15 protein-coding genes are annotated in these 15,404 nt (G+C 61.2%); 9 read left to right on the forward strand and 6 right to left on the reverse strand.

Annotated elements, in window-relative coordinates; translation table 11 throughout:
- Nucleotides 1-84: 84 nt before the first annotated feature.
- Together MFP24_RS15740 and MFP24_RS15745 are read right to left on the reverse strand one after the other, a co-directional pair.
- Nucleotides 85-1,005 carry an aldo/keto reductase gene (locus MFP24_RS15740; protein WP_249231394.1) on the reverse strand — a complete coding sequence of 307 codons (921 nt, stop codon included), beginning with the start codon at nt 1,003-1,005 and terminating at the stop codon, nt 85-87.
- A gap of 116 nt (nt 1,006-1,121) precedes the next feature.
- Nucleotides 1,122-2,246: a metal-dependent hydrolase gene (locus MFP24_RS15745; RefSeq protein WP_249231393.1), complete on the reverse strand. Its 1,125-nt coding sequence runs from the start codon at nt 2,244-2,246 to the stop codon at nt 1,122-1,124.
- Between the two features lie 260 nt (nt 2,247-2,506).
- Between MFP24_RS15745 and MFP24_RS15750 the strand changes: the two genes are divergently transcribed.
- Genes MFP24_RS15750 through MFP24_RS15770 form a run of 5 tightly spaced genes read left to right on the forward strand, consistent with a single transcriptional unit; the run spans nt 2,507 to nt 7,455 of the window.
- Nucleotides 2,507-3,607, forward strand: coding sequence for an ABC transporter ATP-binding protein (locus MFP24_RS15750; protein WP_249231392.1), 1,101 nt, complete (start codon nt 2,507-2,509; stop codon nt 3,605-3,607).
- A complete protein-coding gene (locus MFP24_RS15755; RefSeq protein WP_249231391.1) occupies nt 3,604-4,254 on the forward strand; it encodes an ABC transporter permease in 651 nt (216 codons plus the stop codon). The genes MFP24_RS15750 and MFP24_RS15755 overlap by 4 nt, the downstream gene beginning before the upstream one ends.
- The gene (locus tag MFP24_RS15760) at nt 4,251-4,979 is read left to right on the forward strand and encodes an ABC transporter permease (protein ID WP_009111301.1); all 729 of its coding nucleotides are present in this window, start codon (nt 4,251-4,253) and stop codon (nt 4,977-4,979) included. The genes MFP24_RS15755 and MFP24_RS15760 overlap by 4 nt, the downstream gene beginning before the upstream one ends.
- Nucleotides 4,976-5,872: an ABC transporter substrate-binding protein gene (locus MFP24_RS15765; RefSeq protein ID WP_249231390.1), complete on the forward strand. Its 897-nt coding sequence runs from the start codon at nt 4,976-4,978 to the stop codon at nt 5,870-5,872. The genes MFP24_RS15760 and MFP24_RS15765 overlap by 4 nt, the downstream gene beginning before the upstream one ends.
- 14 nt (nt 5,873-5,886) lie before the next feature.
- Nucleotides 5,887-7,455: an HAL/PAL/TAL family ammonia-lyase gene (locus MFP24_RS15770; protein ID WP_249231389.1), complete on the forward strand. Its 1,569-nt coding sequence runs from the start codon at nt 5,887-5,889 to the stop codon at nt 7,453-7,455.
- 115 nt (nt 7,456-7,570) lie between these two features.
- On the opposite strand, the gene hutU is transcribed toward MFP24_RS15770, so the two are convergent.
- From hutU to MFP24_RS15785, 3 genes are all read right to left on the reverse strand, one after another.
- Nucleotides 7,571-9,256 (reverse strand): urocanate hydratase, encoded by a 1,686-nt coding sequence (gene hutU / locus MFP24_RS15775; RefSeq protein ID WP_249231388.1) that lies wholly within the window; start codon nt 9,254-9,256, stop codon nt 7,571-7,573.
- 195 nt (nt 9,257-9,451) lie between these two features.
- On the reverse strand, nt 9,452-10,027 hold the full coding sequence (locus MFP24_RS15780; protein WP_249231387.1) for a HutD/Ves family protein: 576 nt from the start codon (nt 10,025-10,027) through the stop codon (nt 9,452-9,454).
- Nucleotides 10,024-11,379, reverse strand: coding sequence for a formimidoylglutamate deiminase (locus MFP24_RS15785; RefSeq protein ID WP_249231386.1), 1,356 nt, complete (start codon nt 11,377-11,379; stop codon nt 10,024-10,026). The genes MFP24_RS15780 and MFP24_RS15785 overlap by 4 nt, the downstream gene beginning before the upstream one ends.
- Before the next feature lie 100 nt (nt 11,380-11,479).
- Here MFP24_RS15785 and hutI point away from each other — a divergent pair, with 100 nt between their 5' ends.
- Both hutI and hutG read left to right on the forward strand, forming a co-directional pair.
- On the forward strand, nt 11,480-12,697 hold the full coding sequence (gene hutI, locus MFP24_RS15790) for an imidazolonepropionase (protein ID WP_249231385.1): 1,218 nt from the start codon (nt 11,480-11,482) through the stop codon (nt 12,695-12,697).
- On the forward strand, nt 12,694-13,485 hold the full coding sequence (gene hutG / locus MFP24_RS15795; protein ID WP_249231384.1) for an N-formylglutamate deformylase: 792 nt from the start codon (nt 12,694-12,696) through the stop codon (nt 13,483-13,485). Before hutI ends, hutG begins: the two co-directional genes overlap by 4 nt.
- A 28-nt stretch (nt 13,486-13,513) precedes the next feature.
- Here hutG and hutC read toward each other — a convergent pair whose 3' ends face one another.
- The gene (hutC, locus tag MFP24_RS15800; RefSeq protein ID WP_249231383.1) at nt 13,514-14,269 is read right to left on the reverse strand and encodes a histidine utilization transcriptional repressor HutC; all 756 of its coding nucleotides are present in this window, start codon (nt 14,267-14,269) and stop codon (nt 13,514-13,516) included.
- A 244-nt stretch (nt 14,270-14,513) separates the two neighbouring features.
- On the opposite strand from hutC, the gene MFP24_RS15805 reads away from it, so the two are divergent.
- A complete protein-coding gene (locus MFP24_RS15805) occupies nt 14,514-14,834 on the forward strand; it encodes a type II toxin-antitoxin system PrlF family antitoxin (protein WP_249231382.1) in 321 nt (106 codons plus the stop codon).
- Nucleotides 14,834-15,292: a type II toxin-antitoxin system YhaV family toxin gene (locus MFP24_RS15810; protein WP_249231381.1), complete on the forward strand. Its 459-nt coding sequence runs from the start codon at nt 14,834-14,836 to the stop codon at nt 15,290-15,292. The genes MFP24_RS15805 and MFP24_RS15810 overlap by 1 nt, the downstream gene beginning before the upstream one ends.
- Nucleotides 15,293-15,404: the final 112 nt, after the last annotated feature.

Raw genomic sequence — 15,404 nt, forward strand, 5'->3', positions numbered from 1 at the left:
TGCGGTTAATGGCAATATTTTCAGTCCCGGATAAATCATTGGCTTCCAGCAGATGTTGCGCCCGCGTTCGTCCGGGCGTTGGACTCAGAGCAAATTTATCAGGCGCGTGCGGAACGCCTGGTCCGCCTCTCTTCCGCGTCCGGCCTGGAGATTATCCGCCATGTGGCGTGGATTTCCCGCTCCGGGGATCACACAGGTCACCGCCGGGTGGCTGAGGCAGAACTTCAGCAAGAGTTGCGGCCAACTGGCGCAGTCGTAATCTCCCGACCAGGCCGGCAGCGGTTGCCGCAGGATATTACGCAGCAGACTGCCGCCGCCGAAGGGACGGTTGATCAGCACCGCCACGCCGTGCTCCCGCGCCAGGGGCAGAATGCGCCGCTCGGCCTCGCGGTCGTTAAGGGCGTAGTTAATCTGTAGGAAGTCCGGTTTTTCCGCCAGCAGCACTTTCTCCAGTTGGTCGTAGGCGCTGGCGGTGTAGTGGGTGACGCCCAGGTAGCGGATGCGGCTTTCTTCCTTCCACTGCCGCAGCGTTGCCAGGTGCTCCCGCCAGTCCATCAGGTTGTGTACCTGCATCAGGTCGATGGGTCTCTGTAGCAGGCGCATGGAATCCTGCATCTGTTCTATTCCGCGCTGACGGCCCTGGGTCCAGACCTTGGTGGCGATAAAGGCGCGCTCGTGGCCTGGCAACCCGTCCAGCAGAGCGCCGACCGCCGCCTCGGCCTGGCCGTACATCGGCGAACTGTCGATCACCGAGCCGCCGGCGGCGAAGAGTTCTTCCAGCACCTTGCGGCAATCGGCCCAGGCGGCGCTGTCGGCGGGGGAGATATCGAAGTTGCGGTAGGTGCCGACCCCAATCACCGGCAACGGCTCGCCGCTGGCAAGAATAGCGCGGCGGCGCAGCGGCTGTCGCTCCGGCGCGGCGCTCAGGCTGAAGGGGCTGACGGCGCAGAGTGCGGCGCCTGCGGCAAGACGAAGAAATTCGCTGCGGGTAATCGCGGTTTTCATGGTTCGGTCTCCTGCGGGTATCAGTAGTAGCGCGCCTTTGAGAGAGAGCCCGGCAAGTTGCGGATCGCGCCCTCAGCGGCGGACTCGCCGCTGAGCGCGGGAACGCGCTTCACGCTTTATTTCCCCCCGGCGGGCGCGACGGCATCCAGTTTGTCCGACGCATCCGCCGAGACGGCAACTTCGCAGGCGCGGGCGGCGGACGTTTCTCTATACCTGTCCGACCAATCAGCAAGCGGCAAAGGCGGCTGCTGATGGAAGATGCGCCTGATCATCGGTTGTAATTTCTCCATGCCGGCCATGCCGTCCGGCCAGGTGGTGGGGACCACGGCGTTCCAATGACCATCGGCATCGCACTGCGCCATCTTGAAACGGAAGCTGTAATTGCCGGCGATGCCCATACGCAAGTCGCTGACCACCAGCGAATCGCCGATAATGTCGTAGCGCAGCCAATCATTCGTGAACCAGCGCAGCCTGTCGTGCAGCGGCACGCCGTCCAGTAACCGTGCGATGTCGGGATTAAGCGGCAGCCGCACCCATTCCGGCGGCTGGTCATCAAACCAGCTGCTCACGGACTCATAGTAGTGGCCGTCAGGGGTTTTGGCGATAACGCGCCATAGCAGCGTATTGAATGGCATGGACACGGCAAGCACCTTTGTCGCCGTTATTCCCTGATTGCTCATGGCCTGCTGAACCCGCTGTTCGGCCAGCATGCGTCCGCCCAGCCCAAAGGCGAGATAGGCGGTACTGAAAGCCAACGCGCAGCACAGGACGCCGACGCCGCGCGCATTCACGCCTTTTACCGCGGCAAAAAACACCGCCGCCAGCAAGGGGAGGGTGTAGAACGGGTCGATGATGAAAATCGCCGACCAGCTTTCCGGAATGGAGGGTATCGGCCAGAAAAGCTGGGTGCCGTAGACGGTAAAAGCATCCAGCACCGGGTGGGTGACAAGCACCAGCCATAGGGTTAAAAACAGGCGTCCCCCGCTGTAGGGCGCGGCGGGCCAGCGCTGTCGAATCAGCCAGCTTAACAGCGCCGCCAATCCCGTCAGCACGAAGATGGAATGCGAAAATCCGCGGTGATAGGTCATCATCGACACCGGGTCGGCGTAGGGTATTACCACATCCAGGTCCGGCAGGGTCGCCAGCGCGGCGCCGTAGAAAAGTGCGCGTCGTCCCTGCGCTCGCCCCAACAGACTGCCTTGTATTGCTCCCCCCAACAGGGCCTGTGTTACAGAATCCATATGATGAGCCTCTACCTATCAGGTGAATATGGTTCGCCTAAGCCAGCGAAACCCTGACATCTTAGCGGTGAACGCGGCGGCGGTGCACAACAAAAGTGCATCATGTGACTTTGTAGTGCGCTTTCCCTCTACCCCCTTTTCTTGTTTCCCCTCCCTGACCCCTTCAATAAGGCGCAGTCCGGCTTTTTATGGTTATTTGTTTATCTGGCATTAATTTTGCTTGTTGTACATACAAGATTATACAGGTGACCGGATAAAGCATGATCTTATTTGACGACGTAACAAAACACTATGCGGACGGCACGCTGGTCGTAGACCGGCTTTCATTTAGCGCGCCGACCGGCAAGCTCACCATTCTCGTCGGTCCGTCGGGGTGCGGCAAAACCACCTCGCTGCGTATGATTAACCGGCTGATTCAGCCCTCCTCAGGCAAAATTCTCCTCAACGGCCAGTCTACGGAGGAGATGGACGTGGTGCAATTGCGTCGCAAGATCGGCTATGTGATTCAGAGCGCCGGCCTGTTTCCTCATAAGACCATTGTCGATAACGTCGCGGTCACCGCCCGTCTCAATGGCGCATCGCGCCATGCCGCGAGGAAGACGGCGATGGAACTGCTGGAGCGCGTGGGGTTGTCCGCCGCACTGGCGCAGCGTTATCCGTGGCAGTTATCCGGCGGTCAGCAGCAGCGCGTCGGGGTGGCCAGGGCGCTGGCGTCGGACCCTGAATTTATGCTGATGGATGAACCGTTCAGCGCCGTGGACCCTGTGGTGCGCGAACAGTTGCAGGATGAGTTTTTACGCCTGCAGCGGGATATCGGCAAAACCATCATCATGGTGACTCATGATATTGATGAAGCGATGAAACTTGGCGATCGGATCGCCGTGCTAAGGCCGGGCGGGCGGCTGGCGCAGATCGCTTCGCCGGCGGAACTGCTGAATGCGCCGCGGGATCCGTTCGTCGCAGACTTTATCGGCCGGGATCGCGGTTATCGCAAGCTGACGTTCAGCGCGATCCACCCCCGGCTGGCGTTGCAGGATGAGCCCGCCGTCGCGCTGGGTTCTTCAACCGCCGAGGCGCGCAACTGCGCCAACGGCCGCTGGGTTCTGGTGGTTGAAGAGGGGCGACCGCTGGGCTGGTTCGATCTCAATCAGCCGCGCGAGGTCGTCGGCCGGCAGGATCTCAATCTGGGCAGCACCTTCGCGCCGTTGTCCGGCTCGTTAAGGCAACTGACCGATGCGGTGCTCAGTTCGCCCTGTCAGCGGGGGATCGTGGTCGACGAGCAGCAGAAATTGCTGGGGTCGGTCAATATGGAGAGCGTGCTGGCGGCATTGCAGAACCACGGCGCGGGAGAGGCATCATGAGATTCGACTGGCTGATGCGCCAGAGTGACCAGATTTTACATCTGTTCGGCTGGCATCTTTATCTGTCTGTGGTGCCGGTCATCGTCGGTCTGATACTGGCGATCCCCACCGGCTGGGCGATTCACCATCTGCCTCGCCTTAAGAGCGGGGTCCTCAGCCTGTTCGGGTTGCTGTACACCATCCCGTCGCTGGCGCTGTTCGTCCTGCTGCCCGGCATCCTGGGCACCAGAATTCTCGATACGCTCAACGTGCTGGTGGCGCTGACCATTTACGCCTTTGCGCTGCTGGTGCGTACGGTATGCGACGGGCTCGACTCGGTGTCGGAAGATGTGCGTCAGGCGGCGGCGGGGCTGGGTTATAAACCGCTGCCGCGCTTTTTGACCGTCGAACTGCCGGTGGCGTTGCCGGTGATCGCCGCCGGACTGCGGGTGGTGGTGGTGTCCAACGTCAGCATTGTCTCGATCGCCGCGCTGGTCGGCATGCCGCAGCTCGGCACGCTGTTCACCCAGGGTTTTCAGCTCCATTTTCTCACCCCGATTATCGCCGGCATCGTGCTGTGCATCCTGCTGGCGCTGATACTGGATAATCTGGTGCTGTTGTTAACGCGCAGGATGACCTGCTGGATACCGCCGCGGGGGCTACGATGATTGACTGGTTTTTAGATAGCGCCCACTGGCTGGGCGACGAAGGCATGCTGCAACTGATTTATCAGCATCTGCTGTACAGCCTCGCGGCGTTGGCGATTGCGCTGGCGCTGGCGTTTCCCGTCGGCTGTTACGTCGGCCATACCGGTAAAGGCGGCGTGATGCTGATCGGCTGGGCCAATGCGCTGCGCGCGCTGCCGTCGTTCGGCTTGATTATCCTGCTGGTGATTCTGTTCGGCCCGGTATTCGAGTCCGATATGGCCTTTATTGTGCCCTGTCTGATCGTCCTGATCATTCTGGCGCTGCCGCCGATTATGCTGGGAATTTATTCCGGCATCGCCGCGATCGATTCCGCGGTGATTGATGCCGCCGCCGGCATGGGCTACTCCCCGTTGCGGATTTTATTCACGGTGGAGCTGCCCTGCGCGCTGGCGCTGATCCTGTCCGGTATTCGCAGCGCGGCCCTGCAAATCATCTCCACCGCCACCATCGCCGCCTATGTGTCGCTGGGCGGGCTGGGCCGTCTGATTATCGACGGCCGGGCGCAGAATGATTATCAGCAGATGGCGGCGGGCGCCATTCTGGTGGCGTTGCTGGCGCTGCTGACGGATTGCCTGTTTTCCCTGCTTACGCGTTTGTGTGTTTCGCCCGGTATTCTGCGGCGCGAATCTCGTCTTAAAAAGCACGTTTCAACGTCCTCTTCTCTCGATCGGAGCCTGGTAAAATGAAATTCACTCAACTGCTTGCCGTCTCGCTGTTTTCCACCGTGCTGTTTCAGTCCGCGCACGCCGAATCCAATACCGCCGCCGCCAAGGATGTCGGCACCGTGATCGTCGGCTCGGCCGATTTCCCGGAAAGCCAGCTGCTGGCGACCATTTATGCCGGAGCGCTTACGGCAAATAACATCAAGGTGGAGACGAAATTAAATATCGGCAGTCGCGAGGTTTACCTGCCGGCGCTGCTGGATGGCTCGCTTCATCTGCTGCCGGAGTACAGCGGCGCCACGCTGAGCTATCTGGATCACACCACCCAGGTGCACAGTTCCGCAGAGGTGGAGAAAGCGCTGGCCGCCGCGCTGCCGCCGGGAATCAGAATGCTGGAAATCTCCTCCGCCCAGAACAGCGACGTGCTGGCCGTAACGGAGAAAACCGCCAGGCAGTACAATCTGAAAACCATTGACGATCTGGCGCCGATAGCCGGAGAGCTGGTGCTGGGCGGCCCTGCCGAGTGGAAAAGCCGCCGTGAAGGGGTTAAGGGATTACAGGACGTGTACGGCCTGACCTTTAAATCCTTCAAGGTGCTGGACGTGGCCGGTCCGTTAACGTTGTCCGCCCTGAGGAACAATCAGATTCAGGTGGCGGATCTGACCTCCACGACGCCGGAACTGAAGAAAAATCATCTGGTGGCGCTGTCCGATCCCCGCAACCTGTTTTTGGCGCAGAACATCGTGCCGCTGATCGCGGAAGATAAATTGAACGGCACCATCGAGACGGTGCTGAATAAGGTGTCGGCCCGGCTTACCACCGAAGATTTGATCGCCATGAACGAAAAGCTGGGCAACTTTGCAAGTATTGACGATGTGGCCGACGAATGGCTGGTTCAGCACGGTATTAAACAATAGGCGGGCGCGGACGGATGAACACAACACGGTATGAACGGCGCGCGGGCGATAAGGATAGCGTGGCGCTGGGAAGGGGGGCCTCATCGCCGGCGGATATCGTCGGCATCGCCGATGGGGCGCGGGTGGCGCTGGAAGCGACGGCCCTTGAGGGAATGCTGACGGTAAACCGGCGCATCCATCAGGCTATCGCCGAGGGGCGGGTTATTTACGGGCTGACCACCGGCGTCGGCGATCTGGTCACGCAGCGTTTGTCCGCGGACGACATCGCCGATGTTCAACTGAATATGCTGCGAAGCCACGCCTGCGGCGTGGGTGCGCCCCTGGCGGAGCGCGAGGTGCGCGCCATGATGGCGGTGATGATTAAATCGCTGCTGCAGGGCTACAGCGGGGTCAGTCCGGCGCTGGCGACGCAGATGGCCGAGATGCTGAACAAGGGGGTCACGCCCTGGTCGCCGGCCAAAGGGTCGGTCGGCTATCTGATCGCCACCGCGCATATCGGGCTGGCGGTCTTCGGCATCGGCAAATGCTGGTATCAAGGGGCGTTGCTGCCGGCGAAAGAGGCGCTCGAACGGGCGGGTATTGAACTGCGCACGCCCGGCCCGCGCGAAGGGCACGCGCTGGTCAGCGGCACTTATGAAATCACCGCGCTGGGTTGCCTGGCGGTGGAAGCGTTTCAGGCGTTGCTGCCGGTGGCGGACGCCGCCGGCGCCGTGAGTCTTGAGGCGCTGAAGGGCAATACTCGCGGTTATGACGCCCGTCTGCACGCGCTGCGGCCGTTTCACGGTCAGCAGGAGACGGCGCGTATTTTGCGCAGCCTGCTGAGGGACAGCGAAATTCTGGATAAGTACCGCGACTTTCGGGTACAGGATGCGCTCAGCCTGCGCTGTATTCCGCAGATCCACGGCGCGGTGCGCGATCAGCTGGCCCATTGTCGGCAGATGGTGACCACCGAACTGAATTCGGTAACCGATAATCCGGTGTTTTTGCTCGAACAGGATGAACTGGTGGTACTGCCGGGCGGCAACGGTCATGGCGCGCCGCTGGCGCTGAGCCTGGATGCGCTGGCGATTGCCGTCGCGCAGCTCAGCACCGCGTCCCAGGCGCGCTCGGACCGGCTGACCAATAGCCATCTTAGCGGCCTGCCCGCTTTCCTGATTGCCAAGGGCGGGGCGAACTCCGGCATGATGATCCCGCCTTACGTCGCCGCGGCCTTGGCCGGAGAGAACCGCGCTCTGGCGGCGCCGGCCAGCGTGCACACGGCGTCCACCTGCGCCGGCCAGGAGGATCACGTCAGCATGGGGGTGAGCGCGGCGCGCAAGGCGCTGGAGGGGATTGAAAACGCCGTCGATATCGTGGCTATCGAATTGCTGTGCGCCACCCAGGCGCTGGAGTTTCACCGTCCGCTGCGCGCGTCGCTCGGCAGTGAAACGGTGCTGGCGGCGGTGCGCCGTCAGGTGCCGTTCCGCCAGCGGGACCGCGAAATGGCGCCGGATATGCGGGCCGTGCGCGATCTGATTAGCGGCGGCGAGCTGTTGCGGCGTCTGACGCCGATCGTTTATCCCGTTGCAGATAAAGACGCTTAGGCATTCGCGGGGCGGCCACCGATCGGCGGCGGCTTAAAGCAGCGCCGCCGCTTTCTTTCATCTCTCATCTTTCCTTAATTTCCCCGGAGCCAGGTTTCGCTCCGGGGAACCGCGGCTATTTCACCATCGGCAGAGTGAGCCGATATTTTTTGGCGGTGTCGATCGCCAAATCGTAACCGGCGTCCGCATGGCGCATCACCCCGGTCGCCGGGTCGTTCCACAGCACGCGCGCTAAACGGACGTCGGCTTCCGGGCTGCCGTCGCAGACAATCACCATGCCGGCGTGCTGCGAGAATCCCATACCGACGCCGCCGCCGTGGTGCAGGCTGACCCAGGTGGCGCCGCCTGCGGTGCTGAGCAGCGCGTTCAGCAGCGGCCAGTCGGATACCGCATCGGAACCATCGCGCATCGATTCCGTTTCGCGGTTGGGGGAGGCCACCGATCCGCAGTCAAGGTGGTCGCGGCCAATGACGATCGGCGCTTTCAGCTCGCCGTTGCGCACCATTTCATTAAACGCCAGGCCGGCAAGATGGCGCTCGCCCAGACCCAGCCAGCAGATGCGCGACGGCAGTCCCTGGAAGGCGATGCGCTCCCGCGCCATATCCAGCCAGCGGATCAGGTTTTTATTATCCGGGAACAGCTCTTTCAGCTTGGCGTCTGTTTTGTAGATATCCTCGGGATCGCCGGACAGCGCCACCCAGCGGAAGGGGCCTTTGCCTTCGCAGAACAGCGGACGGATATAGGCGGGCACAAAGCCGGGGAAATCAAACGCGTTTTCAATGCCTTCCTCCAACGCCACCTGACGGATATTGTTGCCGTAATCCACGGTGGGGATGCCCATATGGCAGAAGTCGAGCATTGCCTGCACGTGCACCGCCATTGACGCGCGGGCGGCTTTTTCCACCGTTTTCGGATTGGCCTTGCGTTCCTGTTCCCAGCGTTCCACGCTCCAGCCCGCCGGCAGGTAGCCGTTGATCGGATCGTGGGCGGAGGTTTGATCGGTCACGATATCCGGCTTGATGCCGCCATTTCCGGCGCGCTTGACCAGCTCAGGCAGGATCTCCGCCGCGTTGCCCAGCAGGCCGACGGAAATCGCCCGTTTTTCCCGCCCGGCCCGTTCGATTATCGCCAGCGCTTCGTCCAGGCTATAGGCTTTATAGTCAAGGTAACGGGTGCGCAGGCGGAAGTCGATCCGTGACTCCTGGCACTCCACCGCCAGCACGGAGGCGCCCGCCAGCACGCCCGCCAGCGGCTGCGCGCCGCCCATGCCGCCTAATCCGGCGGTCAGGATCCATTTACCGCTCAGGTCGTTGTGGTAATGCTGGCGTCCGGCTTCGACGAATGTTTCATAGGTGCCCTGAACGATGCCCTGCGCGCCGATGTAGATCCACGAGCCGGCGGTCATCTGGCCGTACATCATCAGGCCGGCCTTATCCAGCTCATGGAAATGATCCCAGTTCGCCCAGTGCGGCACCAGATTGGAGTTGGCGATCAGCACGCGCGGCGCGTCGGCGTGGGTACGGAATACGGCGACCGGCTTGCCGGATTGCACCAGCAGCGTCTCGTCCGGCTGCAGCGCCCGCAGCGAGCGCAGGATCTGTTCAAAACAGGCGTGGTTGCGGGCGGCTTTGCCGATGCCGCCGTAAACGACGAGATCTTCCGGGCGTTCGGCGACGTCTGGATCCAGGTTATTCTGGATCATGCGGTAGGCGGCCTCGATCAACCAGTTGGCGCAATGAAGCGTATTGCCTCTGGGCGCGCGGATTTCACGTGCTACGGCCTGACTTACTGATTCACTCATTAGCTTTTTCCTTCTGCAAACAACCGGGTTCCCGGTACTTCATTGGGGAACTTTATTGTATAATCTTGTATATACAAGTATATTTAAGCAATGTTTGTGCCAGATAGATAAAATTCATTTATATCAATATATTATGCGAGGTGTTTTAACGCCCGGAGCAGGGTGTGCGCCATTTCTGCACCATACAGGCACTTTTTATCCGTTTGGACGCGCAGCGTCGGGGCAAACCTGATGCCGGGCGGTGATGCGGGTAAACAGCATCCGCGCGTCGCTGGAGTGCGGGACGATCGCCTCGCCGTTGCGCAGCCACCAGGCGCCTTGTCCGGCGGTCAACCGCTTCCCGGCGGCGCGCCATTGGCCGGCGATGATCCAGGCCACGCCGCTCTCGGCCCGCTGCGCCCGATCGGTGACGCAGACGTCGGCGTTGAAACGATCGCGCGCGGTCATGATGTTAAAGTCCAGACTGGGCGCGCCGGATAGCCGGGCATAGACGGACTCTTCGCCGGCAAAGCGCAAAGGCCGGTTCACCCGCAGAACGTGGGACGGCTTGCCGGCAAACTCAAGTTCCACGCCGTCGCCCTGCAACAGGGTGATCACCCTGTCGGCGCCGGGAAAGGATGAAAACGCGCCGCTGGCGGCGATGGTGGCGATACTGGCCCGCCAGCCGAAGCCATCTTCTCCGCCAGGAAAGCGGACGATTTCCCGCGTTTCGCCGCCGCCGTTACGCCAGCGGCTGACCGGCAGGTCGCGCAGTTGGTAAATATGCATCATAACAGGGCCTGCATAACGGCACGGAAACGGGCGTCGCTTTCTTCCTGTCGGGCATGACGTCCCTGACGAATAACCTGCCGGCCGGCGACCCACACATCGCGGATCTGGCCGCGGTGGCCGCCAAACAGCCAGCGATTCATGCGCTGCCGGTCGTCGTCCAGCGCCAGAAAGGCGTCGTCCTCCAGCACCAGCCAGTCCGCGCGAAAGCCCGGTGCCAGCCTGCCGATATTGAGCCGGCAGGCCTGCGCGCCGCCCTGCGCCGCCTGCCGGTATAGCAGATCGCCCACCGAGGTTTCGTCGTCCGTCACGATACGGTTGCGGCGTCGGTCGCGCAGGCGCTGGCCGTATTCCAGCCAGCGTAATTCCTCCACCACGTCCAGCGAGACGTGGCTGTCGGAACCGATGCCCCAGCGCCCGCCCTGGGCGATATATTCCGTTGCCGGAAAGATCCCGTCGCCCAGATTGGCTTCGGTGGTCGGACATAGCCCGGCCACCGAACCGCTGACGGCCAGACGGCGGATTTCCGCGTCATCAAGGTGCGTGGCGTGTACCAGACACCAGCGATCGTCGACCTCAAAGCGATCCAATAGCCAGTTCACCGGCCGTTCTCCGCTCCAGGCCAGGCAGTCGTCGACCTCTTTCTCCTGCTCGGCGATATGAATATGCACCGGAAGCCGCTCGCCGAGGGAGGAGAGCACGTCGTGCATCTGTTCGCCGGTGACGGCGCGCAGCGAATGGAAGCAGATCCCCTGATTGTGCAGGGGCTTATCGGCCAGCAGACGGCGTAAATGCGCCTGCTGGCGCAGGTAGCGCTCGGTATCCTGAATAAAGCGCCGCTGCCCGGCCTGCGGCGGCTGCGCGCCAAAACCGGAATAGCTATACAGCACCGGCAGCAGCGTCTGGCCGATGCCCGCCTGTTCGGCGGCGTGGATCAACCGCGGCAGCATGGCGTCGTCGGCGTAGGGGCGGCCCCGTTCGTCGTGATGCAGATAGTGGAATTCCGCCACCTGCGTGTAGCCGCCTTTCAGCATATCGATATACAGCCGGGTGGCGATGTCTCCGACCTGCTCCGGCGTTAAACGCTGTACCATGCGATACATCAGCTCTCGCCACGTCCAGAAACTGTCCTGCGGATTTCCCGCCACTTCCGTCAGTCCCGCCATGGCGCGCTGAAAGGCATGCGAATGCAGGTTGGTCATACCCGGGATCACCGCCCCGGCGAGGCGGATTGCGTCGTCCGCCCGAGTATTGGCGGTGACGGCGGCGATCTCCCCCTGCGCGTTGACATCAATGCGTACGGACGGCTTCCAGCCTTCCGCCAGCAGCGCATGCGGCGCGAAATAACTCGTCATGCTTGCGTTCCCCGGATGTTATTGTATCAATCGACAATCTTGTATATACATGTTTATATTATTACGATAGATAATGCAATATGTGCCGGGGGAGAGAACGATGGCGGTTGAAATTGACTGTGACAGCCTGTGGTATGGCGCGGATGTCGTCACCATGCGCGACGGGCGTTATAACCAGATTGAAGACGGAGCGATTGCGGTAAAAAACGGCCGCATCGCCTGGGTTGGCCCGCGGGAAGCGGCGCAGGCGGCGCGCGCCGGGCGGCGAATCGATTTTGGCGGTGGCATCGTCACCCCCGGTCTAATCGATTGCCACACGCACCTGGTGTTTGGCGGCGATCGCAGCGCGGAGTTTGAACAACGGCTCAATGGCGCCAGCTATGCGCAGATTGCGGCGGGCGGCGGCGGTATTTTGTCCACGGTACGCGCGACGCGCGCCGCCAGCGCCGAAGAACTGGCGCAGAGCGCCCGGCGGCGTATCGCCTGTCTGTTGGCGGAGGGGGTGACGACGCTGGAGATCAAATCCGGCTATGGTCTGGACGAAGAGAGCGAACTGCGTATGTTGCAGGTGATCCGCTCGCTGGCGCGCGAGTTGCCGGTGGAGATTCACGCCACCTGTTTGGCGGCGCATGCCGTACCGCCGGAATACCGCGACGATCCCGATGGCTGGATAGACGTCATCTGCCAACGGTTGCTGCCGCAGGTAAAAGCGCAGGGGCTGGCCGATTCGGTGGACGCCTTTTGCGAACACCTGGCTTTTTCCGCCGCGCAGGTCGAACGCGTGTTCGCCTGCGCCCGGCAGCACGCGCTGCCGGTGCGGCTGCATGCGGCGCAACTGTCGTTTTCGGAAGGGTGTCAGCTGGCCGCCCGCTTCCAGGCGCTATCGGCCGACCATCTGGAGTACGCCACCGAGCGCGATGCGCAGGCGATGGCCGCTCAGGGCACCGTGGCGGTGCTGCTGCCCGGCGCATTTTATCTGCTGCGGGAAACGCAGCTGCCGCCGATCGAAGCTTTCCGCCGTCACGGCGTTCCCATGGCGCTGGCCAGCGACGCCAATCCCGGCACCTCGCCCGCACTCTCCTTACGGCTGATGCTCAATATGGGCTGCACGCTCTTCGGCATGACGCCGGAAGAGGCGCTGGCCGGGGTGACGCTGCACGCGGCCGGCGCGCTGGGCCTGACGGCAACGCACGGTTCGCTGGAAACGGGGAAAGTGGCGAATTTCGTGCATTGGCCGCTGTCCCGTCCGGCGGAGCTGACCTATTGGCTGGGAGGACAGTTGCCTTGCCAGGTTATCTATCATGGAGAAATGCGATGACACCTTTTGATTTTAGCGCCGGCACCTTGCCGCTGCTGGTCAGTATTCCTCACGCCGGCACCGCGTTGACGCCGGAAGTGGACGCGGGGCTGAGCGAGGCGGCGCGTCCTTTGTCGGATACCGACTGGCATATTCCCTTGCTGTATAATTTCGCGCGTTCAATGGGCGCCAGCGTGCTGATCGGCAACTATTCGCGTTTGGTGGTCGATCTCAACCGGCCGGCCGACGATCGGCCGCTTTATAGCACGGCGACAACCGGCCTGTTCCCGGATACGCTGTTTGACGGTGCGCCCGCGTTCAGGGACGGCATGACGCCGACGGCGCAACAGCGGCAGGGTTATCTTGAGCATATCTGGCAACCTTATCATCACCAGCTACAGCGGGAGCTGGCGCGGCTGAAGCGGCAGTTTGGCTACGTGCTGCTGTTTGACGCCCATTCGATCGCCTCGACGATCCCGCGTCTGTTTGCGGGGCGTCTGCCCGATCTGAATCTGGGCACCAATGATGGAAAAAGTTGCGGCGAGGCGATCGCTCAGGCGCTGAGCGCGCGCTGTCAGGCGCAATCGCATTTCAGCTGGGTGCTCAACGGTCGTTTTAAAGGCGGATATATTACCCGCGCTTACGGCCGGCCGGCGGAGCGACAGCATGCGGTGCAGTTGGAGTTGGCGCAGTGTAATTATATGGATGAGCATCCGCCTTTCCGCTGGCAGGAGGAGAAGGCGGCAGCGCTGCGGCCGCTGCTGCAATCGTTAGTGGAGACGCTGTTGCAGCAAGGGCGGGGCGCCTGAGGCTAACGCTATCCCGGTTAAGGGAATATCAACCGTTCTGCTGAAAGCGGCCGAACATTTTATAGCGGGCGCCGGGATAGAGCAGGCGGGCGCAGGTGACGACGCTATCCCGGTGCCAGGTACGGCGCTGAATTTGCAGGCAGGGTTCGTGGGCGGCGATATGCAGGAGTTTTTGCTCTTCCGGGCTGCCGCTCACGGCTTCCACCGTGTGTTCCGCGGCGGTCAGCGGCGCAACCTGGCTCAGATAAACGAACGGGGTATTTTGGGTAAAATCCTGCTGCAAATATTCCGGGGCGATCTGCGGATTGACCAGGCGATCTTCCAACTGAACCGGGATGCCGTCTTCAAAGTGCACGATGCGCGAGTGATAGAGCGGGGCGCCGACGGTCAGTTCGAATTTCAGCGCGTCTGATTCGCTGGAGGACTCTTGCCGCAAAAACAGCACCTGGCTGGTATGACGATGGCCGCGGCCTTTAATTTCGTCTGAAATATTATGCACTTCCAACATCGGGGTAAACGCTTTCCGTTCCGCCACAAAGGTGCCCACGCCCTGTAAACGCATTAAATAGCCTTCATGCGTCAATTCTCGCAGCGCGCGGTTGATGGTCATCCGGCTAACGTTCAGCTCATTCACCAGTTCACTTTCGGAAGGCACGCGCTGACGCGGCTGCCAGTGACCGTTATCGATCTGGTTAACGATAACTTGCTTAATCTGCTGATAGAGCGGGGCGGGCCGGTCGTTGGCGCCGGCTATCATCTCCGCTAATGTTTTATTTTGGGTCATGGTTTAACCTTTTATCCCGCCGGGCTCACTTTATAACAGATAATGTATCTGTATATACAACAGTTTTTCTCTTTCCGCTCTTTGCGGCGGCCGGCGGGGGATTTAGCGCTGATAATCAGCTTTTTCTGTGCTGATATTTATCATTATTTGGTTCAAGAGTTGGTTTCCGGCCATCAAAAAGAGTTGATAAAGTAAGGAATATTCCTTACTTTGAAGGTGATTATTCATTCAGAGAGAGCATACCATGCCTGTCATTCACGAACTTGCCACGATCACATCAAAGGGCCAGATCACGTTGCCCAAGCCGATCCGCCAGGCGCTGGGTGTCGATGCTGGCGGCAAGGTGGCGTTTGAACTGCAGGAGGATGGGAGCATCGTCGTCAGCCGCGTGGATGCTGAGCACGAGGATCCTGCTATCGGCGCGTTTTTGAGTCTGCTGGCTCGCGACATCGAAGCTGGTCGGCATGTTCACGGGCTGCCGGAGGATCTGGCTCGCGCGATGCTGGCGAATGTCGGACATGGCGCGAGTATGGATGAGGATATTGACGGCGAAGTGGCGCTCTGATGCAGCGGCACGGTTGGACTTTACTGTTCCATGACTGTGTGATCGAACAGTTGCGGAAACTGCACGCCGCCGCGCAGCGCGCGGAACAGAATGACCCCACGGGATTCGCGTCCAATGCCAACGTTAAATTGTTCCGCGCCCTAAGCCAACTGATGCTCGAAGTTGTTCCGGGCGATCCGTCATGTGACGAGTACCGTCAAGGCAATACCTTGGGGCCGGATTATCGTCACTGGCGGCGGGCCAAAATTGGGAGGCGGTTCCAGCTGTTCTTTCGCTACGACTCCAAGGCAAAGGTGATTGTCTACGCCTGGGTCAACGATGAGCAGACGCTACGATCGTCGGGCAGCAAATCCGATCCGTATGCGGTGTTTGAGAAGATGCTCGGGCGCGGAAATCCGCCGGACGACTGGAGTGTATTGGTGACTGCCAGCCGGCAGGATTGGAACAAACTCGAGTAACCGTTCAATCCACGTAGTAGGCGAGAATCTTCTTCAATAAACACGCGACGTTACGGGGGGAAAGTCTGCCGGAAGCCGTCGTATCGTCCATCGCTGCGCTACAGCGCTTCCG

It is taken from the genome of Brenneria tiliae, assembly GCF_023347575.1.
GTDB lineage: Bacteria > Pseudomonadota > Gammaproteobacteria > Enterobacterales > Enterobacteriaceae > Brenneria > Brenneria corticis.